Origin of the sequence: Streptomyces coacervatus (genome assembly GCF_029223485.1) — a bacterium.
GTDB lineage: Bacteria > Actinomycetota > Actinomycetes > Streptomycetales > Streptomycetaceae > Streptomyces > Streptomyces coacervatus.
This window is the reverse complement of the sequence record NZ_JARHTP010000013.1, coordinates 55,176-80,070: the sequence shown is the minus strand read 5'-3', so window position 1 is coordinate 80,070 and position 24,895 is coordinate 55,176. Positions and strand designations below refer to the sequence as shown.

The 24,895-nt window shown below is 70.2% G+C and carries 21 protein-coding genes and 5 pseudogenes; 15 read left to right on the top strand and 11 right to left on the bottom strand.

Annotated elements, in window-relative coordinates:
* The first annotated feature begins 202 nt into the window (after nucleotides 1–202).
* Nucleotides 203–1,267 carry a PI-PLC domain-containing protein gene (locus P2Q00_RS29460; protein WP_275776133.1) on the top strand — a complete coding sequence of 355 codons (1,065 nt, stop codon included), beginning with the start codon at nucleotides 203–205 and terminating at the stop codon, nucleotides 1,265–1,267.
* On the top strand, nucleotides 1,260–3,926 hold the full coding sequence (locus P2Q00_RS29455; RefSeq protein WP_275776131.1) for a lectin: 2,667 nt from the start codon (nucleotides 1,260–1,262) through the stop codon (nucleotides 3,924–3,926). Before P2Q00_RS29460 ends, P2Q00_RS29455 begins: the two co-directional genes overlap by 8 nt.
* A gap of 86 nt (nucleotides 3,927–4,012) precedes the next feature.
* Here the strand turns inward: P2Q00_RS29455 and P2Q00_RS29450 are convergent, their stop codons facing one another.
* The 5 genes and pseudogenes from P2Q00_RS29450 to P2Q00_RS29430 all read right to left on the bottom strand — a co-directional run bounded on the left by P2Q00_RS29450 (nucleotide 4,013) and on the right by P2Q00_RS29430 (nucleotide 8,460).
* Nucleotides 4,013–4,405 carry a cupin domain-containing protein gene (locus P2Q00_RS29450; protein WP_275776130.1) on the bottom strand — a complete coding sequence of 131 codons (393 nt, stop codon included), beginning with the start codon at nucleotides 4,403–4,405 and terminating at the stop codon, nucleotides 4,013–4,015.
* Nucleotides 4,406–4,684: 279 nt separating this feature from the next.
* A pseudogene (locus tag P2Q00_RS29445) lies at nucleotides 4,685–5,749 on the bottom strand (arabinofuranosidase catalytic domain-containing protein); the annotation flags it as partial.
* Between the two features lie 267 nt (nucleotides 5,750–6,016).
* Nucleotides 6,017–7,042 (bottom strand): LacI family DNA-binding transcriptional regulator, encoded by a 1,026-nt coding sequence (locus tag P2Q00_RS29440; RefSeq protein ID WP_275776129.1) that lies wholly within the window; start codon nucleotides 7,040–7,042, stop codon nucleotides 6,017–6,019.
* A 45-nt stretch (nucleotides 7,043–7,087) separates the two neighbouring features.
* Nucleotides 7,088–7,582: a Gfo/Idh/MocA family oxidoreductase gene (locus P2Q00_RS29435; RefSeq protein WP_275776128.1), complete on the bottom strand. Its 495-nt coding sequence runs from the start codon at nucleotides 7,580–7,582 to the stop codon at nucleotides 7,088–7,090.
* A 95-nt stretch (nucleotides 7,583–7,677) separates the two neighbouring features.
* Nucleotides 7,678–8,460 (bottom strand): TIM barrel protein, encoded by a 783-nt coding sequence (locus P2Q00_RS29430; RefSeq protein WP_275776127.1) that lies wholly within the window; start codon nucleotides 8,458–8,460, stop codon nucleotides 7,678–7,680.
* A 235-nt stretch (nucleotides 8,461–8,695) separates the two neighbouring features.
* Here P2Q00_RS29430 and P2Q00_RS29425 point away from each other — a divergent pair.
* Both P2Q00_RS29425 and P2Q00_RS29420 read left to right on the top strand, forming a co-directional pair.
* Nucleotides 8,696–8,845 (top strand): annotated as a pseudogene (locus P2Q00_RS29425) (AraC family transcriptional regulator); the annotation flags it as partial.
* A 174-nt stretch (nucleotides 8,846–9,019) separates the two neighbouring features.
* Complete coding sequence (locus tag P2Q00_RS29420) at nucleotides 9,020–10,909, top strand: ABC transporter ATP-binding protein (RefSeq protein ID WP_275776125.1); 1,890 nt, start codon at nucleotides 9,020–9,022, stop codon at nucleotides 10,907–10,909.
* Nucleotides 10,910–10,961: 52 nt separating this feature from the next.
* Here the strand turns inward: P2Q00_RS29420 and P2Q00_RS29415 are convergent, their stop codons facing one another.
* From P2Q00_RS29415 to P2Q00_RS29405, 3 genes are all read right to left on the bottom strand, one after another.
* Nucleotides 10,962–11,984 (bottom strand): MASE1 domain-containing protein, encoded by a 1,023-nt coding sequence (locus P2Q00_RS29415; RefSeq protein WP_275776123.1) that lies wholly within the window; start codon nucleotides 11,982–11,984, stop codon nucleotides 10,962–10,964.
* Between the two features lie 116 nt (nucleotides 11,985–12,100).
* A complete protein-coding gene (locus P2Q00_RS29410; RefSeq protein WP_275776121.1) occupies nucleotides 12,101–13,435 on the bottom strand; it encodes a PP2C family protein-serine/threonine phosphatase in 1,335 nt (444 codons plus the stop codon).
* A gap of 104 nt (nucleotides 13,436–13,539) precedes the next feature.
* Nucleotides 13,540–14,439 (bottom strand): LysR family transcriptional regulator, encoded by a 900-nt coding sequence (locus P2Q00_RS29405; RefSeq protein WP_275776120.1) that lies wholly within the window; start codon nucleotides 14,437–14,439, stop codon nucleotides 13,540–13,542.
* Between the two features lie 69 nt (nucleotides 14,440–14,508).
* Here P2Q00_RS29405 and P2Q00_RS29400 point away from each other — a divergent pair, with 69 nt between their 5' ends.
* Both P2Q00_RS29400 and P2Q00_RS29395 read left to right on the top strand, forming a co-directional pair.
* A complete protein-coding gene (locus P2Q00_RS29400) occupies nucleotides 14,509–15,411 on the top strand; it encodes an EamA family transporter (protein WP_275776118.1) in 903 nt (300 codons plus the stop codon).
* Between the two features lie 6 nt (nucleotides 15,412–15,417).
* Nucleotides 15,418–15,729: pseudogene (locus tag P2Q00_RS29395) on the top strand (TauD/TfdA dioxygenase family protein); the annotation flags it as partial.
* Nucleotide 15,730: 1 nt separating this feature from the next.
* Here P2Q00_RS29395 and P2Q00_RS29390 read toward each other — a convergent pair.
* Nucleotides 15,731–15,880: pseudogene (locus P2Q00_RS29390) on the bottom strand (helix-turn-helix domain-containing protein); the annotation flags it as partial.
* Between the two features lie 32 nt (nucleotides 15,881–15,912).
* Between P2Q00_RS29390 and P2Q00_RS29385 the strand changes: the two are divergent.
* From P2Q00_RS29385 to P2Q00_RS50835, 3 genes and pseudogenes are all read left to right on the top strand, one after another.
* Complete coding sequence (locus P2Q00_RS29385) at nucleotides 15,913–16,398, top strand: ABC transporter permease (RefSeq protein WP_275776117.1); 486 nt, start codon at nucleotides 15,913–15,915, stop codon at nucleotides 16,396–16,398.
* 6 nt (nucleotides 16,399–16,404) lie between these two features.
* Nucleotides 16,405–16,539 carry a hypothetical protein gene (locus tag P2Q00_RS29380; RefSeq protein WP_275776116.1) on the top strand — a complete coding sequence of 45 codons (135 nt, stop codon included), beginning with the start codon at nucleotides 16,405–16,407 and terminating at the stop codon, nucleotides 16,537–16,539.
* A pseudogene (locus P2Q00_RS50835) lies at nucleotides 16,536–17,126 on the top strand (ABC transporter permease); the annotation flags it as partial. The gene P2Q00_RS29380 and the pseudogene P2Q00_RS50835, both read left to right, overlap by 4 nt.
* Nucleotides 17,127–17,189: 63 nt before the next feature.
* On the opposite strand, the gene P2Q00_RS29370 reads toward P2Q00_RS50835, so the two are convergent.
* Nucleotides 17,190–17,969: an SDR family NAD(P)-dependent oxidoreductase gene (locus tag P2Q00_RS29370; protein WP_275776486.1), complete on the bottom strand. Its 780-nt coding sequence runs from the start codon at nucleotides 17,967–17,969 to the stop codon at nucleotides 17,190–17,192.
* Between the two features lie 203 nt (nucleotides 17,970–18,172).
* Entirely contained in the window at nucleotides 18,173–19,450 is a 1,278-nt protein-coding gene (locus P2Q00_RS29365) for a hypothetical protein (protein ID WP_275776115.1), read from the bottom strand.
* Between the two features lie 217 nt (nucleotides 19,451–19,667).
* Between P2Q00_RS29365 and P2Q00_RS50830 the strand changes: the two genes are divergently transcribed.
* The 6 genes from P2Q00_RS50830 to P2Q00_RS29340 all read left to right on the top strand — a co-directional run bounded on the left by P2Q00_RS50830 (nucleotide 19,668) and on the right by P2Q00_RS29340 (nucleotide 24,862).
* The gene (locus tag P2Q00_RS50830) at nucleotides 19,668–19,778 is read left to right on the top strand and encodes a putative leader peptide (protein ID WP_338059355.1); all 111 of its coding nucleotides are present in this window, start codon (nucleotides 19,668–19,670) and stop codon (nucleotides 19,776–19,778) included.
* 56 nt (nucleotides 19,779–19,834) lie between these two features.
* Nucleotides 19,835–20,731 (top strand): glutathione binding-like protein, encoded by an 897-nt coding sequence (locus tag P2Q00_RS29360; protein WP_275776114.1) that lies wholly within the window; start codon nucleotides 19,835–19,837, stop codon nucleotides 20,729–20,731.
* A 418-nt stretch (nucleotides 20,732–21,149) separates the two neighbouring features.
* The gene (locus tag P2Q00_RS29355) at nucleotides 21,150–22,130 is read left to right on the top strand and encodes an amino acid ABC transporter permease (protein ID WP_275776113.1); all 981 of its coding nucleotides are present in this window, start codon (nucleotides 21,150–21,152) and stop codon (nucleotides 22,128–22,130) included.
* A complete protein-coding gene (locus tag P2Q00_RS29350) occupies nucleotides 22,127–22,927 on the top strand; it encodes an amino acid ABC transporter ATP-binding protein (RefSeq protein ID WP_275776111.1) in 801 nt (266 codons plus the stop codon). The genes P2Q00_RS29355 and P2Q00_RS29350 overlap by 4 nt, the downstream gene beginning before the upstream one ends.
* Nucleotides 22,928–23,033: 106 nt before the next feature.
* Complete coding sequence (locus tag P2Q00_RS29345) at nucleotides 23,034–24,059, top strand: ABC transporter substrate-binding protein (protein WP_275776109.1); 1,026 nt, start codon at nucleotides 23,034–23,036, stop codon at nucleotides 24,057–24,059.
* Nucleotides 24,060–24,136: 77 nt separating this feature from the next.
* Complete coding sequence (locus P2Q00_RS29340; RefSeq protein ID WP_275776108.1) at nucleotides 24,137–24,862, top strand: GNAT family N-acetyltransferase; 726 nt, start codon at nucleotides 24,137–24,139, stop codon at nucleotides 24,860–24,862.
* The last annotated feature ends 33 nt before the right edge of the window (nucleotides 24,863–24,895 follow it).

The following is a 24,895-nucleotide window of genomic DNA, read 5'->3' as shown; positions in this document are numbered from 1 at the left end:
CCGGGCCGCAAACCAGTCCCCTTCACAATCCCACAAACCGGCCCGATCCGGCCTGTTTCCGCCGAATCCCCTGCCTCGACGCCACCGTCAATTCTGGCGGGGGTTCAGGGCGGCGACGGCAAGTTGTTACCGGGGCGTAGCGGATGGCCATCAGGCCCCTCTAGGCTCTGCGCGTCCATCGAGCACCGCGAAGGGATCTGTCATGCCCATGATTCGCCGATTTCGGGCCGCGCTTCTGTCCCTCTCGGCCCTGCTGCTCGGCGTATCGGCCATCCCCGCCGCGCACGCCGACGACATCGGCGGTCAGACGCTGGCCGGGGTCTCCGGGACCGGCATCCACAACACGTACAACGACAAGTCCGCGTACACCTACCTCGCGAACGCCCTGGACACCGGAACCTCCCTGGTCGAACTCGACACCTGGGCCAACGTGTTCACGCGCAAATGGAACGTGAGCCACAGCAACCCACTGGGCAGCGACAACAACTGCGTCAAGGCCGGCACGGCAGCCGACCTCTACACCGGCGACCGCAACCAGAACCTCGACAGCTGCCTCGACGACATCCGGATCTGGCTGCAGGCTCACCCCACGAGCCACCCGATCATGATCAAGATCGAGATGAAGAACGGGTTCAACAACACCCTCGGGATGAACCCGACTTCGTTCGACGGCTACGTCAAGACGCACCTCGGCAGCGTCCTCTACGCCCCCGCCGACCTGCTGACCAGGAGCGACGGCACACGGTACCCGGACCTCGACACCGCCGCCCGCGCCGACAACTGGGCCGATTACGGCTCGCTCGCCGGCCGGGCGATCGTGGAGATCATCCCCGGCACCTTCGAGCAGGCCGTCGACCCCGCCTCCTCCTGGTCGGACGTCGTCTACGCCCAGCACCTCAAGGACCTCGCCGCGGCGGGGAGCATCAGTCAGGCGGCGATCTTCCCCAGCGTCCTCGGCGCACAGGCCGTCGACCCGCGCACCCGCTACAGCGACACCACGCTGCGCCCCTGGTTCGTGGTGTTCGACGCGGACGCCGCCGCCTGGGTCGGTGACGGCAACACCGAGTGGTACAACGCCAACCACTACCTGACGGTCGTCACCGACGCCTACGACGTCCCGCCCGCCCTCAGTTCCTCGGCTCCGTCGCTGGCCGACGCCCAGGCGCGGGTCGCCGAACTCGCCGCCGACGGAGCCTCGTACATCTCCAGCGACTGGATCACCGCCCCGGCCAACGGCGTGCTCGGCGAGGTACTCGCCCGTGGCTGACGCCCTGCGCCCCCGCGCGCTGCTGCGTCTCCTGGCAACGGGAGCCGTGGCGCTCGCCCTCACCATGTCCGGCCAACTGGCCGGTGCGGCACGGGCGGTGGCCGTGACCGACCCCGCCTCGCTGGTCAACACCTACATCGGTACCGGCGGCAACGGCGACTTCAGTGCCGGGGACACCTTCCCCGGCGCCGACCTGCCGCACGGCATGCTGCAGTGGTCTCCTGACACCACGTCACGTCCCAAGGGCGGCGGCTACAACTACGCCGACTCGGCCGTCTCCGGCTTCAGCCTCACCCATGTCTCCGGCGTCGGCTGCGACGCGGCCGGGGACCTGCCGATCCTGCCCGTGGTCGGCTCGCGCGGCTCGGATCCCGCCTCCACGACCGAGACCTTCTCGCATGCCAACGAGGCTGCCGCGCCCGGGAGTTACTCCGTCGGCCTGGGCAACGGCACCAACGTCGCGCTGACCACCACCACGCACGCCGGGATCGGGCAGTTCACCTTCCCGTCCTCCACCCAGTCGAGTCTGCTCCTCAAGATCCAGGACACCCAGACGCCGTACGCCTCCTCGACGCTCGCCCTGACCGGCGGAAACACGGTCACCGGGTCGATCACCAGCACCGGCTTCTGCGAGGACACCACCCCGATCACGCTCTACTACGCGATCACCTTCGACCACCCCTTCACCGCCACCGGCACCTTCACCGGCGGCGAGTACCTGACCTTCGACACCACGGGCAGCCGTACGGTGGAGGCCCGGGCCGGCATCTCCTACACCTCGGTGGCGGCGGCCGCAGCCAACCGGGACGCCGAGGTGACGGGGAAGACCTTCGCCTCGGTCAAGGCGGCGGCGTCCGCGGCGTGGACGTCCGAGCTGTCGAAGATCGCCGTCACCGGCGGCACCAAGGACCAGCAGGCGGTCTTCTACACCGCGCTCTACCACGCCTCGCTGTTCCCCGCCGTCATCAGCGACGCCGACGGCTCCTACCGGGGCTTCGACGGCGCGGTGCACACCGTGGGCAGCGGCCACACGGCGAAGTACGCCGACTTCTCCACCTGGGACACCTACCGCTCGCAGGCCCAACTCACCGCGCTGCTCGACCCGTCGGCCGCATCCGACATGGCCCAGTCGATCGTCGACGACTACCAGCAGGGCGGCACGCTCACCAAGTGGGGCATGGAGACCGCCGAGACACACATCATGGTCGGCGACTCCGCCGTACCGCAGCTGGCCGACTACTACGCCTTCGGCGCCCGCACCTTCGACACCTCGACGGCCCTGTCCGCGATGGTCAAGGAACAGACGACGAACACGGACGTCACCCCCGGCGTGACGTACCTGGACTCCTTCGGCTACCTGCCCACCAACTCGCTCTACGGCTGCTGCCACGAGTACGCCACCACCTCCACCCAACTCGAGTACGACACCGACGACTTCGCGCTCTCGGTGTTCGCGGGCGAGCTGGGTGACACCGCCACACAGAAGAAGTTCCGGGACCGGGCGCAGGACTGGCGGAACATCTTCAACACATCGTCCGGCTACCTCCAGCCGCGGCACTCCAACGGCCGCTGGATGGACGGCTTCAACCCCAAGCTGATCACCGGCACGTCGAGCAACGACTTCGCCGAGGGCGACGCCTTCACCTATACGCCGATGATCCCCTTCAACATCGCCGAGCTGGCGTCGTCGGAGGGCGGGAACGCGTCGATGGCGTCGTACCTGGACAGTGTGCTCAGCGGCTACCAGGGGCTGGGCAGCGTCATCGGCACCCAGTCCAACATGGGCAACGAGCCCAGCATCGGGCTGCCTTGGGAGTACGACTGGGTCGGCAGGCCGTACAAGACGCAGTCCACCGTGCGTGCCGTCCAGGACCAGCTGTGGACCAACACGGCCGGCGGCCTGCCCGGCAATGACGACCTCGGTGAGATGAGCGCCTGGTACGTGTGGTCCGCTCTCGGTCTCTACCCGGAGATCCCGGGCACCGCCGACCTGGCCATCGGCAGCCCCCTGTTCACCTCGGCAATCGTCACCGCCGGCGGTCACACCCTCACCGTCAACGCCCCTGCCGCGGCGGACGGTTCGCCGTACGTCCAGTCACTCGGACTCAACGGCACCTCCTGGAGCAAGGCCTACCTCCCGGCCTCCTACCTAGCCGCCTCGACGAAACTGGACTTCACCCTCGCCTCCTCCCCGAACACCTCCTGGGCCGCGGCCGCTTCGGACGCACCACCGTCCTACGACGGCACTCCGGGCACCGGAGCGGCGCAGCCCAGCGGTGCCATCACCGAGACGGCCACCGGCAAGTGCGTCGACGACGCCGCCTCGGGCACGGCGAACGGCACGGCCATCCAGATCTACACCTGCAACGGCACCGGCGCGCAGACCTGGAAGGTCGTCCCCGACGGGACCCTGCAGGTGCTGGACAACTGCATGGACGTGACGGGCGGTGCGACCACCGCCGGTACCGCGGTCCAACTGCACACCTGCAACGGCACCCGGGCCCAGCAGTGGCGAGCAGACACCTCGGGTGAGGTCGTCAACCCGGTCTCCGGCCTCTGCTTGACCGACTCCAGCAATGGCGCGACGAACAAGACCCGGCTGACCATTGCCGCCTGCACGGGCAGCGTGGGTCAGCGTTGGACGCTTCCGGCGGCGTGAGCGCGGAGGGGGATCAGCGCGACGGATCTGGACGCCGATGAGCACCTGCGCCGCACCGGGAGGCTGCTCGGGGAGCCGGCGTGCGGCTAGGGCGTGCCGGGGGAGCCAACGCCGTGGTGGTCGCGGCTGCCCCGGTTGGACGTATCGCTGCGGATCACGAACATCATCACGCCCTCCGGGCTCGTCCACGGCCCGTGTTCCATCCCCGGGTGCCGGTACGCATACATCCCCGCGGTGAACGTCTCGCCGAGGCGCAGGTCGGTGAGGGAGCCGTCGAGGATGTACACCTCCTCGAAGAAGTCGTGCCGGACGGTGCCCTGCGGGCTGGTGTCCGTCCCCGGTTCGTACCGTTGGAGCACGGTGGCCTCGCCCGTCTCCGGATCCACGGCCAGCACCTGCTCCCACACGCCGACGGGCGCGCCGGACGGCTGCCGCCAGGGTGCCGGGGGACGGTGGAACTCGGATTGGGGTCTGCTCATCGGCATGCTCCTTCAGGGATGGGCCGGAGCGGGGGCCGCACGCCGGCGGAAGCTTACGCCTCGCTCCGTGGTGAGCAGGGATGCGGCGCGGGCCGAGCTTGCGGCGGATGCGGTGGACGTACAGGTCGACGGAGCGGCTGCGGGCGTGTACGTGAAGGTCCTACGCAGCGCGTTGTCGACCCCGGTGGGCGGCCGTCACCAGGCCGAGCGGGAACGTTGCGAAGGGCCCGCGCAGGCGAGAGTCTGCGTAGGCCCTTCTTGCGTGCGGTCCTACCTGCCGTAACCGGCTGCGGTGATGTTGGCCTGCACCGCGTTCTCGGTGGCGTCCGACGGATAGCCGGAGGTCATGACACCTTCGTAGAAGGTGCCGGCGGATCCGTGGCTGTTGTCGCCGCCGATGCCGAGGATGATGGCGCCTTCCTTCTTCATCGGGTTGTAGCCGGAGACATTGGGGCGCGTGCCGTTGTAGAAGGTGGACAGGGAGCCGGACTGCGCGTTGCCGCCGCGGATGGCCCAGCGGCCCGGTCCGCCCTTGACGACCGCGGTGAGGTAACGGTGGCTGATCGACGGGTCGTTCGCGTTGTAGCCGGCGTTGACGCCTGAGAACAGGCCGTTTTCGAGGTCGGCCATGATCCAGGGGCCGTTGCCGGTGCCGTAGCCCCAGACCTTGATGTTGCCGAAGTAGATGGCCTCCATCGTGCCGTTGCCGTTGTCCCGGCTGTTGGTCTCGGCGTTGCCGTAGTCGAAGCAGCAGCCGCCGTTGTAGTGCGTGCCGTCCAGGACGGCGTACATGCCCTCCGGCTGGTCGCCCTTCGCGACGCCGTTGGTGCTGTTGTTGCGATATCCGGTGCCGGGCGCCACGTAGACGCCGTACGCCTTGTGCCCGCCCACTGTGATGGGTGCCGCGGTCGCGTTGGCGAGGTTGTCGTAGCCGCCCGCGGCGGGGCCCGAGAAGCCGCCGGGAGGCGCCTGGGTGAGGCGGTTGCCGCGTCCGGACTGGTCGTAGACGACGGTGATCAGGCAGGTCGTGCCGGAGCAGAACGAGTCCTGCGCGCCGGCGTTGGCGACCCCGCCCTGGCTGAGGACGCCGATGTCCCGGGTGGCGTTGTCGCGGGCACGGCGCACCTGGTACAGGGGGCCGTTGTAGGAGGCGTACAGCGCGCGGGTCGTACTGTGCGCGGCGACGCAGGGTGTGCCGCCGGCGGCGTAGAGATCGCACGGCAGCGAGGTGGCGGCGGGTGCGGCCGGGGCGGCGGCGGTGAGCAGACCGACGCCGAGCGCGGCGGCCGCGCCGGTGGCGAGCACCAGGTGCCGCAGGGGACGTAACCGTGATCGGAAGGGCATGGGCAGAGCTCCTTCGGTTGTGGGGGGTGCGGTCTCGCTCAGTACCGGTGCGAAGGTTCATGCCAGGAACGGTTTCAGGCCGGGAACTTGCGGCCGAGGATGTCCGTAATTTCGAACAGTGCTCGGGTCTTCGGACTCTCAGGAGAATAGGGACCCCGCCGCAAACGTCAATGCCTGCCACATGATTCGCCGAAGTAACGCGAGCGTCAGCGGATCGTCCGGCGGTGGCACTCGGGAGACGTGGAGGCAGGGCCCGTGAGGCAAGGCTCACCGAGGCGCGGCCGTCGTCCCCCGGATGACGAGGTGTGGGGCGATGACGTGTTCGTCGGCGGCGGTCCCCTCGCCCTCCACGCGGGCGACGGCTCGGTGGACGGCCAGGTGGGCGAGGCGGGGGATGTCCTGGCCGACGGTGGTGAGGTCGATGTGGGCCAGGCGGGCCAGGTGGCTGTCGTCGAATCCGACGACGGAGATGTCGCCGGGGACCTCGATGCCGCTGCGGAGGAAGATGTCGAGAACGCCGGTCGCGCAGCGGTCGTTGAAGGCCAGGACGGCCGTGGGTCGCGGGGCGGCCGCCGCCAGGGTACCGGCGGCCGTGGCGCCTTCCTCCTCGGTCAGTCCGCCGGGGAGGACGCGGATGTGTTCGCCGAGGCCATGGCGATTCATGGCGGTGCGGTAGCCGCGGCGGCGGTCCGCCGCGCCCGGTGCCCGGCCGCCGTCGATGTGGGCGATGTCGCGGTGGCCCAGCGCGACGAGGTGGTCCACCGCCTGGCGGGCTCCCTCGTCGTCGGCGGTCCGTACGACCTCCAGGCCGGGGATGGGAAGCCGCAGCCGGCGGGCCATGGACACCACCGGCAACTCCCGTGCGAGCTCCGCCAGTTGCGCGGCCGGAACCTGCGGGCCGAGCAGGATCAGCGCCTCGCAGCGGTCGGCGAGCAGCGTCTCGACGGCACGCTGCTCGCTGCGTCCGGCGGCAACGGCGCTCAGCGCGATCTGGTAGCCGGCCGGTTCGGCCGCCGCGTAGATGCCCTCCACCAGGTCGGAGTGGAAAGGGTGTTGAAGTCCGAACTGCACCCCGAGCAGCTGGGAACGGTGGCTGCGCAGCAGCCGTGCCCGGGCGTCCGGACGGTAGCCGATCTCGCGCGCCGCCTCGAGGACACGCTCGCGAGTGGCGGCACTCGCGCCCTTCGCGCCGCGCATCACGATGGAGACCAGCGCCGTGGACACGCCCGCCCGTGCCGCCACGTCGGCGAGCGTCGGTCGCTTTCCATCGGGGACCGCGGGAGTCGCCGCCACTCTGTCCTCCCTGTTCGGGTGCTGTGCGCCCGATGATAGAACGTTCTAACGTCGGCGCGACGGCTCCTGGCGCGCAGGGACCTTCCGTGCGTCGCCCACGCGGACCGGGGCGCCCGTGGCGAGTGCCATACCCGGTGCGGCCCGTGCATCCTCGCTGGTGATGCCGACCTGGAGGGCCACGCCCGCCTCGCGTGCGGCGGCGACGGCGCGGTCGGCCTCGTCGAGGGTGACGGCCATCGGCTTCTCGCAGAAGACCGCCTTGCCGGCGCGCGCCGCGGCCTCGACCAGTCCGGCGTGGGTGCGGGCCGGGGTGACGATCACGGCCGCGTCGATCTCCGGGTCGGTGAGCAGGTCACCGATCTCGGTGTACGCCTTGGGGCAGTCGAGACGTTCGGCCAGTGCCTCGGTGGCGCCGGGCGCGGGATCGGCGATGGCGGCCAGCCGTACACCGGGCAGGCGGCGGGCCAGGGTCTCGGCGTGGAAGGAGCCCATGCGTTCGGCTCCGATGAGGCCGACCGCGAGGGACTGAGGGGAGGTCATGGCACATGCTCCGTGAGCTACTTCGTTGCTGCGGTGGTGGCGATTACCGTGGTGCGCGAACGCGAGGGCGTGCGGACGCTCCGCGGCCACCCCTGTCAGACGGTGAACGCCGTCCGGAAGCGCTCCAGAGCGGCCTCGCTGTCGTTGGAAGCCCATGCCTCCATGGCGACGGTGCCCTCGTAACCGATGTCGGCCAAAGTGCGGGCGATGGCCGGGTAGTTGATCTCTCCCGTGCCGGGCTCGCAGCGGCCCGGTACGTCCGCCACCTGGATCTCCCCGATGAGTCCCGCGCCGTGGGCGCGTCGGACCAGCTCGATCAGGTTCCCCTCGCCGATCTGGGCGTGGTACAGGTCCAGGTTCATGCGCAGCCCCGGCCTGTCCACGGCGGCGACCAGCGCGAGCGTGTCGGTGGCCTTCGCGAAGGGGACGCCCGGGTGGTCGACCGCGGTGTTGAGGTTCTCCAGGGTGAAGACGACCCCGGCGTCCTCGCCGAGCTCGGTGATCCGCGTGAGAGTGCGGTGCGCGGCCAGCCACATCGCGCCCGTCGGTTCCCCGGGTACCGGCACCACAGGCAGCCCCCGGTCGTCCAGACCGGTTCCGTGCAGATTCAGCCGGGTGCAGCCCAGGTGCTCGGCCGCCTTGAGCGACTCCTCGGCCGTGCGCAACAGCTCGGCCGCGCCGTCCTCATCGGTGAGGCTGCCGCTGACGTACCCCGTCATGGAGACGAACTCGGCGGGGGTCCGGGCGAGGGCGTCGAGATCGTGCTTCGTCCAGTCCCAGATCTCGACCTGGAATCCGGCCTCGTGGATGCGCCTGGCCCGCTGGCCGATCGGCAGGTCTCGGAAGACCATCTCCGCGCAGACCGCCAGTGTGTACATCGCGGGTCTCCTCATCTCCGGATCATCTCCGGGCGACCGGAGATACTAGAACGTTCTATAACTGGTGAGCAGTACGCCAGCCGTCGCACGCTTATGTCAAGGGTTCGGCGGAGGCGGAGCTAGAACGTTCCAGTAGAACGTTCTCACAGCCCCGCTCGACGACGAGTCGGTGCGCCGGTTGCTGGAACGCGTGCGGGGCGCTCAGCGCCTGGGGGTGGAGAACCGCCTGATCCTCCTCGGATATGTCAGCGCGACCCAGTTCAACCGCGAATACCGGCGCGCCTACGGCCTGCCGCCCGGCCAGGACGCGGCACGGCTGCGCGCCCGGCCGGCCGCGGCGGGGCAGGTTCCGGTTCTGCTCGACGGGTCGGGCGCGAAGCCATGACGGACGACGTTCGAGCCAAGAGGAAGACGACGGAAAACGCTTGGACGTAGGGGGCGCCCTCGCGGGACACTCCCACTCCCTGGCCTGCCCGTATTCGCGCGACGGCCTTCACTCCGACGGCAACCCCACCGACGCGGCACGCGCAGGTCCACCGTACAACCACACGGGATCGGGATGGGATTACCTGAATCGCGCAAGGTACCGCCGCGCAGGGGCGCCGTGCTCCTCGCACTTCGTTACTACGGACGGGAGTTGGGCCGGCTGCGGCAGTGGACCGTGCCCGGCATGCTGCTCCCGGCGCTCGGCAACATCGGGATCAGCTATATCGCGCCGCTGCTGGTTGCGAAGCTCGTCGGCCGTATCGCCGGCGACGCCGGCATCGGTATCGGCTCGACGCTGCCGTACGTCCTCGGCTTCGCCGGTGTCCTGCTGCTGTCGGAGGGGGTGTGGCGCATCGGTCTGCACTGCCTGAACCGCCTCGACGCCCTCGGCATTGAGCAGCTGTATGTGATCGGCATGGACGAGCTGTTCGCCAAGGACGCCGCGTTCTTCCACGACAACTTCGCCGGGGCGCTGACCAAGCGGGTGCTGAGTTTCGCCTCCCGCTTCGAGGAGTTCGGCGACACCCTCACGTTCAACATCGTGGGCAGCCTCGTACCGCTGGTGTTCGGGTCGGTGGTGCTGTGGCGCTACGAACCGCTGCTCGTCGTCGGGCTGTTGGCGATGATCGCGCTGACGGCGGTGTGCGTCGCGCCGCTCGTCCGGCGTCGCCAGGCGCTCGTCGACCAGCGCGAGGAGGCGATCGCCCGGGTGTCGGGCCATGTCGCCGACAGCCTGATGAACATGGACACGGTCCGCGCGTTCGCCGCGGAACACCGCGAGGCCGCCGAGCACCGGACCCGCGTCGCCCACTCGCGGCGGCTCACGCTCAGGTCGTGGGACTACGGCAACCTGCGCATCGACACGTTCGTCGCGCCGATGTCCGTACTGACCAACGTGCTGGGCCTGCTGCTCGCGGTCGCGCTCGGCGGGGGCGAGCACGGCGTCGAGGCGGTCGTGGTCGCCTTCACGTACTACAGCAACGCGACGAAGATCATGTTCGAGTTCAACCAGACCTACCGGCGGCTGGAGCGCTCGATGACGGAGGCGGCACAGTTCACCGAACTGCTGCTGGTTCCGCCGACCGTGCTCGACCCGGCCTCGCCGGAGCAACTGCTGCCGGGCCCCGCCGACGTCCGCTTCGAGCGGGTGACCTTCGCCCACGGGGGAGCGGATCCGCTGTTCGAGGGACTCGACCTGTCCGTGCCCGGCGGGACGAAGATCGGTCTCGTCGGCCGCTCCGGCGGGGGCAAGACCACCCTGACGCGCCTGCTGCTGCGGATGACCGACATCGACGGCGGCCGGATCCTCATCGGCGGCCAGGACATCAGCCGGATGCGTCAGGCCGATCTGCGCGGTCTGATCGCCTACGTGCCGCAGGACCCGGCGATGTTCCACCGCACCCTGCGGGAGAACATCGCCTTCGCCCGGCCGGACGCCACCGATGCCGAGATCCGCCGGGCGGCCGAGGCGGCGCACGTCACGGAGTTCGCCGATGCGCTGCCCGACGGCTTCGGCACCATGGTGGGCGAGCGCGGCATCAAGTTGTCCGGCGGACAGCGCCAACGGGTCGCCCTCGCCCGGGCGATCCTGAGGGACGCCCCGATCCTGCTGCTCGACGAGGCGACCAGCGCCCTGGACTCCGAGAGCGAGATCCTCGTCCAGGAGGCGCTGTGGCGGCTCATGGAGGGGCGGACGGCGCTGGTGGTGGCGCACCGGCTGAGCACGGTCGCCGGCATGGACCGGCTCGTCGTCCTCGACCGCGGACGCATCGTCGAGCAGGGCACGCACCAGGAACTGCTTGCGTCGGACGGCGCGTACGCGAAGCTGTGGCAGCACCAGTCGGGCGGCTTCCTCGCGGACAGTTCCGTCGACAACACTCCGGTCGACGGCATTCCGGTCGAGGACGGTCACGTCGCCGGCCGTCACGTCGACGACAGCCAGGCCCGCGCCGACCTGCTCTGAACCCGGGCCCGGCGGGTGGGCCTCCGAGCCTGCCTGCCGGGCCCCCGCCCGCTCATGCCTTTCGCGGAGTCTGTTTCTGCCCGCTCTGTTCTTCCTTCTCGTCTCCCCTGTAGGGAAGCGTGGGGCGGAGGTCGCCGCCGGCCATCCTGGCCACCATGTCGGCGAGCTGCCCACAGGCCCGGGCGATCTCCTGCTGGGTCTGGTTGCGCTCGCTGACGACCGCCCCCAGCAGCAGGGCGGTCAGTGAGGCGGAGCCGTTGAACGCCTGCAGGGTGATCATGTTGGTGAGCAGGTCGTGACCGTGGAACGGGCCCGTTTCCTGGGCAGCGGCGATGATCGCGAAGGTCGACACGGCCAGGGCGCAGGGCGCGGCCCCGGACAGCTGGAAGCGGAAGGCCGCCCAGATCAGCAGGGGGAAGCCGAGGAACAGAAGCGGCGCGTGGCTGGTCTCCAGGAGACCGACGCCGGCCGTGGCGGCCACCAGCAGCAGCCCCTCCACCCACCGGGCGGGCAACGTGTCCTTCGGCCGGTGTGCCGAGCGCAGGACCAGCAGGACCGGCGTGACCACCATGACGCCCATCGCGTCACCGGTCCACCACACCGACCACGTCGGCCAGAAGTCACCCCTGCCCAGCACTCCGGCGAGAACCAGGGTCGTGCTGCCCGTCGTCGAGCTGACCAGCATGCCGGTGAACGCGCCGAGAAAGATCAGCGCGAGTGCGTCCCGCAAACGGTCCAGGGCGTTGCGGAATCCCACGCGGCGCAGCAGTACGTAGGAGCAGACGGGCGCGAGGGTGTTGCCCGCCACGATCGCGAGCACGGCCGGGAGATTCGGCCCCAGCGAGACGTTGACCAGGAACGCGCCGAGTGCGATCCCGGGCCAGACGCGCGGGCCGCGCAGCAGCAGGGCCGCCACCGCGATACCGCTGGGCGGCCACAGCGGGGTGACCTGGCTGCGCACCAGCTGCTGGAGCAGTCCCACCTTGGCCGAGCCGAAATACAGCGCGGCAATGACACAGATCTCCAGGGCGGCGAAGCCGCTGCGCCGGAGCCGTTCATGCCGCGCGTCAGCCATCGGGTGACCTCCGTGGACGACATCGCCCGAAGCCCATCATCCGCCGTATCCCGCGGATCCTCTACGGAGCCGACGTCGCAGCCGAACGGTGCAGATCAACACCTGGGCGGTGTCGGTCAGGCGTGCGGGGCGCGCAGGGCGAGGATCGCCATGTCGTCGTGACCGTCGCTGGGGTGGTGATCGGCCAGCGTCTGGACGAACTCCCGCAGGGGCAGGGCGGCATGTGCCGCGGCGAGTTCGGCGAGCTCGTTCAGACTCTCGTCGATGGGGTGGTCGGGATGTTCCACCAGCCCGTCGGTGAAGAAGACCATGGTGGCGGCCGGGGGCAGGAAGCGGGAGTGGTCGGGCCGGGGCTGCTCGGTGTCGACGCCGAGCGGCAGTCCGGGCTCGACGAGCAGGTACTCCGCCCGGCCCTCGGGAGTGATCAGCAGGGGCGGGACATGGCCCGCGGTGCTCCAGCGCAGCCGCCAGCCCGATCCCTCCGGTTCGATGCGGGCCAGGGCGGTGGTCGTGACGGGGTTGTTGGTGAGGGCCTCCAGGGTCCGGTCGAGCTGGGTGAGGATCGCGCCGGGCGAGTTGCGCTGGTCGAACAGCAGCGCGCGCAGCATGTTGCGGGTGGCGGCCATGGCGGCCGCGGCCTGCAGATCGTGGCCGACCACGTCGCCGATGACGACCGCCACCACGTTGTCGGGCAGGGGGATGGCGTCGTACCAGTCCCCGCCGAGCTGACTGGGCTCGGCGGCGGGCCGGTAGATGGCGGCGGCGGTGAACGGCCCCAGGTCGGGCAGGGTGGGCAGCAGCAGCCGCTGGAACTGCTCGGCCCCGACCCGGATCCGCTCGAAGAGGCGGACGTTCTCGATCGCGATGCCGGCGGCGCCGGCCAGGGCGACGACCACGTTCTCGTCGTGCACGTCGAAGGGCCGTCCGTCGCGCCGCTCGGCGAGGTAGAGGTCGCCGTAGATCTCGCCGCGCACGCTGATGGCGACCCCGAGCAGGGTGTGCAGGCGCGGGTGGCCGGGCGGGAACCCGGCGGAGGACGGATGGGCCGGGATGTCGTCGACCCGCAGGGGCTCGGGGTAGCGGATCAGATGGCCGAGGACGCCCAGGCCACGGGGCAGGCCGGTCTCGGACAGAGCGTCGCGTTCCTGCTCGGACAGACCGGCCGGGATGAACTGGGCGAGGCCCTCCCCGGATTCGTTGAGTACACCCAGCGCCCCGTAGCGGGCGCCGACCAGGTCCATGGCGGTGGTCACGATCCGGTCCAGCACCGCAGGCAGTTCCACCTCGCGGCTGATGGCCATCACCGCGTCCAGCAGGCCCTGCAGCCGGTCCATGGTGGAGAGCAGGGCGCGCATTTGCTCGTCGATCCGGCCCACCTCGGAACGCAGGCGCAGCTGCAGGTCGCGGAGGTCCGGCTGCCTCGGCTGTCTCCCTTCCTTGTCTCCGGTCATTCCGGCCTCCTGACACGACTCTCGTCACCACAGCGTCGCACGGCCGACCAGGGCGAACGGCAATTACTCCACCGGCGGCACGGTCCCTGCGACGCATCCCCCGGTCAGGGTGGCGGCGTGCTGCCGCGGCTCACCCTGGTGCCCGCTGCTCCGCTCGCCACCACCTCGTGCGTGAGCGCCAGCAGGTCCGGGACGGCCGGGTGCCCGGGTCCCTCGCGCCAGGCGAGGAAGACCGGGACGGGCGGTGCGTCCACCAGCGGCCGGAAGACCAGCGACGGGTGGGTGTGGTTGCTCGGGGTGGCCGTCGTGGAGATGCCCACGGCGCGGCCCGCGGCGACGACCATGAGCCACTCGTCGGTGTTGGAGACCTCGATGGTGGCGGTGGGGCGGGCGGCGGACGGCCACAGATCCATCGTCGTGGTGCCGGAGACGGTGTTGAGGGCGATCGGATGGGCGGCGAGGTCCGCCAGGGTGACCTGGGGAAGCGCGGCCAGCGGGCTGTCCGCCGACATGACCGCCACCCGCTCCTCCGACACCAGCAGCTCCGTGCGCAGCCCCGCCCGGGGAACCGCGCCGCGCAGCAGGGCCGCGTCGACCTTGCCCTGCGTGAGGCCCGCCGTGCGGTCGTCGATGCGCAGCAGCTGCAGCGGGACGTCCGGGTGCGTTTCGTCCCAGCGGCGCAGCAACGCGATCGTGTGGTCGCCGAGGGCCGCCCAGGGATGGCCCAGGCGCAGCGGCCAGCTGCGCAGGCTGCGCGGGTCCAGGGCGGTGTCGACGGCGGCGAGGGCGGCGGCGGCCTTGTCACGGAAGGTGCGGCCCTCGGCGGTGAGTTCGAGATGGTGGGTGGAGCGGTCGACGAGGCGGGTGCCCAGCTGGTCCTCCAGCTGGCGCAGGGTGCGGGAGAGCGCGGGCTGGCTGAGCCGGAGGCGGGCCGCGGCACGGGTGATGTTGCCTTCCTCCGCGATGACGAGGAAGGCCCGCAGATGCCGTAGCTCGATGGTCATACCTCAGGAGCATAACCGCAGCGGAATCGGCATTTCACAGACCGCAGCCGGATTCCTAACGTGAACGGCATGACCTCCATGGCCCGCACCTCGTCCGCGGCGACGCCCGCGCCTGTTCTCGTCCGTCATGCGCCCGGCCGCGGCAGCCTCGGCGGCGTCGGCCTGATGCTGGCCGGATCGGTGTCCGTGCAGTTCGGGTCGGCCTGCGCCGCGCTGCTGTTCCCCCGCACCGGAGCGGCGGGCGCGGTCGCACTGCGGGTGACGTTCGCCGCGGTGCTGCTGCTGGTCGCCACCCGGCCGCGGCTGCGTGGGCACTCGCGCGCGGACTGGGCGCTGGCCGGCGGGTTCGGTCTGGCCCTGGGCGGCATGAACCTCCTCTTCTACCAGGCCATCGACCGTATCCCGCTGGGTGCGGCGGTCACCGTCGAGGTGCTCGGACCGCTGCTGCTGTCCGTCGCCGCCTCGCGCCGCGCAGCCGGCCTGTTGTGGGCCGGCCTGGCCCTGGCCGGGGTCTTCCTGCTGGGCGGGGGCGGCTTCGACCGCCTCAACGTCGCCGGTGTGGCCTTCGCGCTGGCTGCCGGCGCGCTGTGGGCGGCGTACATCGTCCTCAACGCCCGCGCAGGCGCCCGCTTCCCGCGGCTGGACGGCCTGGCGATCGCGATGGCCGTCGCCGCACTGGTCAGCCTGCCGCTGGGCTTGGGGGCGGCGGGCGGGACGCTGCTGGAGCCCGCGGTGCTCGGGCTGGGCCTGGCCATCGCCGTGCTGAGCTCGGCAGTGCCCTACACCCTCGAACTGCTCGCCCTGCGCCGACTGCCCGCGGCAACGTTCGCCGTACTGACGAGCCTGGCGCCGGCCCTTGCCGCGGTGGCCGGCTATCTGGTGCTGGGCCAGGGCCTGTCGCTGCCGCAGTGCGCCGCGATCGCGCTGGTCGTCACGGCGAGCGCGGGCGCGGTGCGCACCGGAAACCGCTGAGACGTCGGCCTGCGCGGCCCCGACTCGCGGGCGGTCATCGGCGTCCTCCAGTCGCACGTGGAGCGCCCGGAGAACACCGTCCGCCGGCAGTGGCGCTCCGGCGACGTCGCCGTCTGGGACAACCGGGCCACCCAGCACTACGGCGTCAACGACTCCGACGACCACGAGTGCACCCTGCGCCGCGTCACCATCGACGGTGACGTCCCGGTGGGCGTGGACGGCCGCCGCTCCACGCTCCTGGAGCCGACGTCGGTGCCGGCGCGGGCGTACGGGATCGCCTCCGGTGCCTCCACGGACGGCGGGGTCGCCGAGGGGTGAGTCAGCGTGCCCGCATGACGTCCAAGGCGGCGAGCGCCACATGCAGTTCGGTGCGCTGTTCGCCGGATTCCAGGTCGCAGTCCAGCAGCCGTTCGATGGTGCGCAGGCGCTGGTAGACCGTCTCCCGGGACAGGTTGCCGCGGCGGGCTGCGGATCTCCGTCGAGACCTCCCTGCTCGCCCTCGTGGTCGGCTTCGCACTGGCCTCCGCGATCTCCAGGCTGAAGCCCCTGTGGGCGGGCCTGGTGATGCTGGTCGTGGTCGTCCCGCACTTCATCAGCGCCCTGGTGCGCACCTACGGCTGGATCATCCTGCTCGGCGACAACGGCGTCGTGAACAATGTCCTGACGGACCTTCACTTCCCGGGCACACCCTTCCAGTTGCTCTACAACGAGACCGGTGTCGTCATCGGCACCACCGCCGTGATGCTGCCGTACTCCGTCCTGCTGCTGTACGCCGTCATCAAGGGCATCGACCGCCGGCTGATCGCCGCCGCGGCCGGCATGGGCGCGGGGCGGATCACCATCTTCCGCCGGGTCTACGTCCCCCTGGTGGCCCCCGGTCTGGTCAACGCGGGCGTCCTGTCGTTCATCCTCTGCCTCGGCTACTACCTCACCCCCGCCCTGATGGGCGGTGAGAAGCAGACCATGGTCGCCTCGCTCATCGACTAGCAGGTGATGAAGCAGAACCAGTGGAACGGCGCCTCCGCACTCGGCATCATCCTGCTGCTGCTCACCTTCGCGGGACTGCTGCTGCTCAGGCTGCTGAAGTCGGCGGGCGAGGCCCTGAAGAAGCGGGGTACGACGTCATGATCGAGCTGCGCTCCACCCTGGCCGGACGCATCACCCTGGCCGTCCTGTCCACACTGATCCTGCTGTTCCTGGCCCTGCCGATCGTCGTCATCGTCGTCACCTCCTTCGGCAAGGACGCCTTCGGCTCCTTCCCGCCCAGCGCCTGGACCGTCGGCTGGTACCGGCAACTGTTCGCCGACGGCAGCAAGTGGCCCGCCGCGCTCTCCCTGAGCGCCCTGGTGGCGGCCATGACCACCGTCTTCTCGCTCATCCTGGGCATGACGGCGGCCACCGCCCTGGTCCGCAGCGAACTGCCGCTGCGCTCGGCGGTCTACGGCCTGGTCCTCGCCCTGCTGATCATTCCCCAGGTCGTCGTCGCCCTCGGCCTGTTCCTGCTCTTCGAACCGGCCGCCATGCTCGGCAGCCCGATCGCCATCGCCCTCGGCCACACCGTGCTGGCCTCGCCGATCGCCGTGATGATCCTCATGGCCACGCTCAAGGGCATCGACGAACGCCTGGAGGACGCGGCGGCCAGCATGGGCGCGGGCCGCCTCACCGTCGCCCGGTGCATCACCTTCCCGCTCGCCATGCCGGGGGTGGTGGCCGCCGCGGGGAACTGCGCGACAAGCCCCCCACGCACCCGCAGTCAAAACGGCCAACCCGCGCGGCGACTACGCCCCGATCATGTTGAAGCCCCCGTCGGCATTGAGATACACACCGGTCATGTGCGAGGCGTCGTCGGTGGCGAGGAACAACGCGGTCCCCGCAACTTCAGCAGGCCCCGGAATCCGTCCCATCGGCGTCTTCGCGATCATGTCGTCCCGCCGCCCGGACCTCCAGTCCGCCCGATTCAGCAGCGTCTCGGTCTCGATGAACCCGGGGGCGAACGTGTTGACCCGGACGTGCGGCGCAAACGCCTGGGCATACGACTTGGTGATCCCGAGGATGCCGTACTTCGCGGCAGCGTACTGCGGAGCCCGTGCGCTCCCGCGCACGATCACCGTGGAGCCGATGTTGACGATGGCACCGTGCCCCTGGTCCAGCATCCGGGAGCCGAACTCGTGGACGCACAGCATGGTTCCCTTGACGTCCACGGCGAGCACATGGTCGATGGACTCCTCGGTGAGGTCCCGCCAGGACATCTGCTCGCCCGCCACGTCACCGACATTGTTGACCAGCACATCCAGGCCACCGAAGCGGCCGAACACCTCCTCGGCCATGCGGATCACATCGGCGTGGACGATGATGTCGCCCTGCACGGTGAACGCCTCGCCGCCGACGTCCTCGATGCGCGCGACGGTCTTCTCCGCGCCGGCGGCGGAGCTGCGGTAGTGGACGGCGACCCGCGCCCCCTCCTGCGCGGCCCGCACCGCGATCTCGGCGCCGAATCCGGTACCCGCACCGGTGACGAGGACGGTCTTGCCGGCGAAACGTTCGGGGACGGAGGTCATACGGGCTCCCATCGTGAAGTCGCGTGAAGTCTCTTGCTGCGCAGCAGAGTTCATACGAGGATGCGCCCGCCGCCGGCGTACGGCACCTGCCCGGTGGGGCGACCGCGTTGACGGTGACCGTGAGCGTGACCCGAGCCCAACGGAAAGGCCGGCCAGGGGAGTTGCCCTCCCCGGCCGGCCTGCGCAGTCGTACGAGTGGCCGATTACCGTCGCGCCGCGCGGCGACGCCGCGACACCAGGACCGCACCCGCGCCGATGCCCACGGCCACGGTCGCCGCGCCCGCGAGCGGCAGGACCGAGCCGGAGCCGGTGCTCGCCAGGTCGCCGCTGCCGGCGGCGGACTGGGCGGAGGTGCCGCCCGTCGACGAGTCACCCCCGGTGGTGGAGCCGCCCGTGGAGCCCGAGCCACCGGTGGAAGATGTCGAGCCGTCGCCGCCTGCCGAGCCGGACCCGCCCGAGGTGCCGGACCCGCCCGTCGAGCCGCCGCTGCCCGCGACGTCGAGCGTGATGGCGGCCGTGTCGTCGGCCTTGTCGTTGTCGAACGGCCGGGCGGCACCGGTGAGGGACACCGAGCCCTTGGCGCCCGTCACCGCCTTGTCGATCCTCAGCTTGAAGGTGTACGTCTCCTCGTCGCCCTCGTCCGCCCAGGACTGGCTGGTGCCGCACTCGTAGCTGCCGGTGGCCACCTTGTCGCAGAAGCCGTGGGCCTTCGTCACGGTCATCCCGGCCGGCATCTTGATCTTGACCTTGGTCACCGGGATGCCTCCGTCCCTGAGGACCCAGGCCGGCCCGGCATTGGTGAACGTCACCGTCATGGGGACCGTGTCACCCACCTTGCCCTTCAGGTCGGCTCCCGTCACCTGGAAGTCGGCGGTGTTCCTCGCGGTGACCTTGACGTCGGCCCCGTCCCAGTCGGGGTGCGGCGAGTAGCCGGGATGGGCCGGGGTGGCGTCGGGCTGCTCGACCAGCTTGACCGCGGGCGCCGTGCCGCGGACGGGTGCGGAGGAGCCGTCCTCGGGGGAGGAGTCGTCGGTGGCGACGGTCACCCGGAGCCTGTCGTAGAGGGCGTGGTCGAGGACGTTCAGCGTCAGCGCCTTCTCGGGGGCATATACGATCCCCGGCTTCACCGTCTGGTCGAACTCGCAGACCGCCTCGGACTTGCTCGGCTCCTCGTCGAACGAGACGACCTCATAGCGAAGGCAGTTGGACGGCAGCTCGGTGTGGCCCAGGCCGCGGGTGACGGAGTACGACAGATAGACCTTGTCGACCGAGGCGCTGCCGCTGTTGGTGAAAGCGGCGGGCACCTTGAACGTGCTGCCCGGCTTCACCCCGTTGACCGGGGCGATGGTTCCCAGAGTCAGCACGGCTCCGGAATCGTCGTCGGCGACGGCCGGCGCGCTGCCCAGCGCGATCAGCGCGACGGCGCCGAGTGCGCCGGCGGCCTGTCGGAGCGGGCGGAGGCCGAGGGAGCCTTGCAGCATGTGGGGGTCCTCTGAGTGAAGCATCGGCGACGGGCGAACGAACCGCGCGGTAACGCCAGTTCACCCACAGGAGACAACCGTGGGGGATGAATGGTTGCGCTTGACCTGTCCACTGGCTTGTCCACCAGCCTGTCCGCATTGCGGGACGGCCCTCTTGACGTGACTCCGAGCCGGACCGACACTCCAGAGGGGAATCCTAGTGAATAGGTAGGGAAACATGAGGCGCCTTGAGTCGGTCACCGTCCGAGTGATCCGTTCGCCTCTCCTCACCTCCCGCCGTCACATCGATCTGCAGCGGGTCTGCAGTGCGATCAGCCCCCAGGGCTGAGTTGCCCGACGTCGCTTCCGCCGCGCGTACGTCCGCGCCCACTCCAGGGGAGAACCATGTCCGTCACACCGCTGGCCGCCCACGCGTCCGCCCGGCCCACGCCCGCCTTCCGGGGCCGCATCGGCGGCGACGCACGCAGCGGCCACTACGCCGTACCGGGCCGCTACCGCCTCCATCTGTCGACCGCGTGTCCCGACGGTCTGCGCATCGCCGTCACCCACAGCCTGCTCGGCCTGGACACCGTCTGTCCTGCAACCTTTCTGCCCGCCGTCCCCGACACCCCCGAAGGCAGCCACTGCGCCCTGCGCCCGCTGTACGAGGCGAGCGCGCACCACTACACCGGTCCGGCCGTCGCGCCCGTGCTCAGCGACGACTGGTCCGGGCGGATCGTCAGCACCCACGCCCCGGACATCATGCGGGACCTCGCCCGTCGCTTCGGCAGCGACCGCCCCTCGCCGTACCCGTGCGGCGCGGAGTCGGAGATCGAGGCCGTGGAGCGGATGTGCGCGCAGGGCATCGAACAGGCCGCGCAGAGCGCCGGATCGGCCGGCGGAGACGAGGCGGAGCGCGCGGCAGCGCTCGAGACACTGCTCGAGACGCTGGGCGCGCTGGAGTGCTGGCTCGTCGGCCGTACGTACATGATCCGCGACGAAGTCACCGCCGCGGACGTCGAGTTGTGGGTCGCCCTGGTCCAACTCGACACCGTGCACCGCAACCACCTCGACGCGTCCGCCGTGCAGCGCATCGCCGACCACCCGGTGCTGTGGGCCTACGCCCGCCGTCTGGCCGCCCACCCGGCCTTCGGCACCCACCTCGACCTCGACGGCATCGAGCGCCGTCACCACGCCCGCTGTCAGGGCCTGGAGGCCGCCGGTGCCGCTGTCCAGATCCTGGACTGGGCTGCCCATGCATCCGATGGAAACGGGACCGGACCGCAGGTCAGCAGGACCTGAGTCGTTCCACACAGTGGACCGGCGTTGACATTCGTTCGGGCAACTGTTTTAACTTTGCCCACCTTTCGGTAAGCACGAGGCCCATGGGCCGGAACAGCGACGGTGACGCCATGTACGCAGCTCCCAGGACGGCCGCGAGCCGCCTCCAGGGCTGCGTACGGCCGTACGCGAACCCGCTTGTCGCCGACCGCGCCGTCGATCTGCTCCGCGTGAACAGCGCACTGTGTACCGCACCGGGTTGTACCCGCTGCCAGGGCTGACGCCTCCGCTCAGCCCTCGCACCCTCTGACGAACACCGCCCGTGCGGTGTGCCGTTGACCTCCCCGCCCCCCCCGGTTCACGTGCATCTCCCTGCGCTGCGTCCTGTCGCCGCGCACGCTGCCGCGCGCCGGGGTGTCCAAATCCGCCGGAGCCCACCATGAGCGAACCCCCAGGCCTCACCGTCGCCGCCCCCGAGGCGCCACCAGCCGACAAACCGTCAAAACCCCTTACAGCACAGCGAGTTCTGCCACTGCGGCGGCCGGGACGCTGGATCGCCACCGCCGTTGTTCTGATCCTCGTGGCCCAGTTCGTCCACGGTCTGACGACCAACCCCTTCTACCAGTGGGACCGCTTCGGGTACTGGTTCCTGCGGCCGAACATCCTCGACGGCCTGCTCATCACCCTCGAAGTCGCCGCCTACAGCGCCGTGTTGGGCCTCCTCGGCGGCATCCTCCTCGCGCTGGCCCGGCTGTCGAAGTCGCCGGTGCTGCGCGCCGTCAGCTGGACCTATGTGTGGGCGCTGCGGTCCATCCCGCTGATCGTGGTGCTCCTCTTCCTCTACAACTTCTCTGCCCTGTACAAGACGTTGAGCGTCGGCGTCCCCTTCGGACCGGCCTTCTTCTCCTTCGACGAGTCGAAGCTCGCCACCGACATGGCCGTCGCCGTCATCGGCCTCAGCCTCAACGAGGCGGCCTACGCCGCCGAGGTGGTCCGCGGCGGAATCCTCTCCGTCGACCAGGGCCAGCACGAGGCCGCCGCGGCGCTCGGCCTGCCGAAGACCTACCAGTTCACCAGGATCGTCTTCCCGCAGGCCCTGCGCTCGATCACCCCGAACTACGTCAACCAGCTCATCGGCCTGATCAAGAGCACCTCGCTGGTCTTCTACGTCTCACTGCTCGACCTGTTCGGCACCGCGCAGTCCATGGGTTCCACCTACCCGGGCGACATCGTGCCGCTGCTGCTGGTCGCCACCGTCTGGTACCTGATCCTGACGAGCGTCGTCTCCGTCATCCAGTTCTACGTCGAGCGGTACTTCGCCCGGGGCGCCACCCGCAGCCTGCCGCCGACGCCGTTGCAGAAGCTCCGCACCGGTCTCACCGATCTGCGAGCCCGGATCCGCAGGGAGGCCGCCGTATGACCGCGAAGACTCTCGACGAGCCCCTCGCGGACGTCGAGCCCGCCACTGTCGAAGTGCACGACGTGCACAAGTGGTACGGCGCCCACCGCGTGCTGAACGGCATCGACCTGACGGTGCGGCCGGGCGAGGTGACCGTGATCCTCGGCCCGTCGGGCTCCGGCAAGTCCACTCTGCTGCGGGTCATCAACCACCTGGAGAAGCCGGAGATCGGCCACGTCAGCGTCAACGGCGAGCTGATCGGCGTGAAGCGGCAGGGCGACCGGCTGAAGGAGCTGAGCGAGCGGGCCATCCTGACCCAGCGCGGCCGGATCGGCTTCGTCTTTCAGAACTTCAACCTGTTCCCGCACCTGACGGTCCTGGACAACGTGGCCGCCGCCCCCGTCGCGACCGGCAGGCTCGGCAGGGCCGAAGCCCAGGAGCTCGCCCGCGAGTTGCTCGTTCGGGTCGGTCTGGCCGACAAGACCGGCGCCTATCCGAGGCAGCTCTCCGGCGGCCAGCAGCAGCGCGTGGCCATCGCCCGCGCCCTCGCCCTGCGGCCCGGCGTCATCCTCTTCGACGAACCCACCTCCGCCCTCGACCCCGAACTCGTCGGCGAAGTCCTCGCCGTCATCAGGGACTTGGCGACCAGCGGCACCACGCTGGTCATCGTCACCCACGAGATCGGGTTCGCCCGCGAGATCGCCGACCGGGTCGTCTTCATCGACGGCGGAAAGATCGTCGAGCAGGGTCCGCCCTCCGAGGTCCTCGACAAGCCACAGCACGAGCGGACCAGGGACTTCCTGAGCAAGGTCCTCTGAAGCAAGGTCCTCTGACCTGCCGCACACCGCCGCGATTCCCGCAGCGCCCCACGACCTCCCCCCACGCCACGCCCTCATCACCTTCTCCCAGCGACAAGGAACGGCCATGTCTACCCACTTCACCCGACGCAGCCTGATACGCGGCATCACCGCGGCGACCGCCGTCGCCTCCCTCGCCACCGGGCTCGCCGCCTGCGGTGGGAACAGCGACGCCGCCACCAGCACCGACGCCGCCGCCTCCGGGAGCGTGACCGTCGGGCAGCTCTCGAACGGTGCCGCCAAGCAGACCGGCCTCAAGGTCTCCGAGGTGAAGTCGATCAGCGCCGAACTGCCCAAGTCCGTGAAGAACAGCGGCAAGTTGGAGATCGGTATCGGCGCCCTGCCGGCCGGGTTCGCGCCGCTGGCCTACGTCGGCAGCGACCAGAAGACCCTCACCGGTGCCGAGCCCGACTTCGGACGCCTCGTCGCCGCCGTCCTCGGCCTCAAGCCCGAGCTGAAGAACTTCACCTGGGAGAACCTCTTCGTCGGCATCGACAGCGGCAAGGTCAACGTCGCCTTCTCGAACGTCACCGACACCGAGGAGCGCAAGAAGAAGTACGAGTTCGCCTCCTACCGCAAGGACAACCTCGGCTTCGAGGTGCTCAAGTCCAGCAAGTGGAATTTCGACGGCAACTACGAGAGCCTCGCCGGCAAGACCGTCTCCGTGGGCGCCGGCACCAACCAGGAGAAGATCCTGCTGGAGTGGAAGAAGAAGCTCGAGAGCGAGGGCAAGAAGCTCACCGTCAAGTACTACCCGGACCGCAACGGCACCTACCTGGCCCTCAACAGCGGCAAGATCGACACCTTCTTCGGCCCCAACCCCGGCATCGCCTACCACATCACCCAGTCCGCGAACACGCCCAACCCGACGCGCAACGCAGGCACTTACTCGGGTGCAGGTGCCTCGCTGCAGGGCCTGATCGCGGCCACGGCCAAGAAGGACAGCGGCCTGGCCAAGCCCGTCGCCGATGCGATCAACTACCTGATCAAGAACGGTCAGTACGCCAAGTGGCTGGCGGCCTGGAACCTCTCCAACGAGGCCGTCGCCAAGTCCGAGGTCAACCCGCCCGGCCTGCCGCTCGACAACTCCTGACACCCCTCGACCGGGGACCCCGCCGTCGCCTCACGGCGGGGTCCCCCTCGTGCCACCAGCACCGGAGCCGCCTCCCGATGTCCACCGTCAGCATCGAAGCCACCTCGTCCCACATCCTGGACAACCCCGCCTGGGCCGCACTCACCGGCCCGCACGCCCACTTCGCCGAACGCGTCGGCCGCGCCGCCCGCTACCCGGCCGACGTGGCTCCCTTCTACGCGGTCTCCGACCTCGACGACCTGCGCGCCTGGGCCGACCTGGCCAGCCTCGTCGGCCCCGGCGGCACCGCATCCGTGCGTGGCGTGACCGAGGCACCGGCCGGCTGGGAGGTCGTCCGCACCGGCCACGGCGTCCAGCTCGTGGACACCGGCCTGCGGGCCGAGCACGACCCCGAGGCCGTACGGCTCGGCCCCGACGACGTGCCCGAGATCCTCGACCTGGTCGCCCGCACCGAACCCGGCCCCTACCTGTCCCGCACCGTCGAGATGGGCATCTACCTCGGCATCCGCCACCAGGGCCGCCTCATCGCCCTGGCCGGCGAACGCCTCCACCCGCCCGGCTGGACCGAGATCAGCGCGGTCTGCACCGACCCGGACCACCGGGGCCGTGGCCTGGCCACCCGCCTGGTCCGCGCCGTCGCGGCAGGGATCAAGGAGCGCGGCGAGCAGCCCTTCATGCACGCCAGAGCCACCAACGCGAACGCGATCCGGCTGTACGAGTCGATCGGCTTCACCCTGCGCCGCCGTACGGTCTTCTCGCTCGTACGACGGACGGAAGCCGCCGTCCTGGAAGAAACGGCATAGCCGTGCCGTTGTCCTTGTCGAAGGCGATCGAGC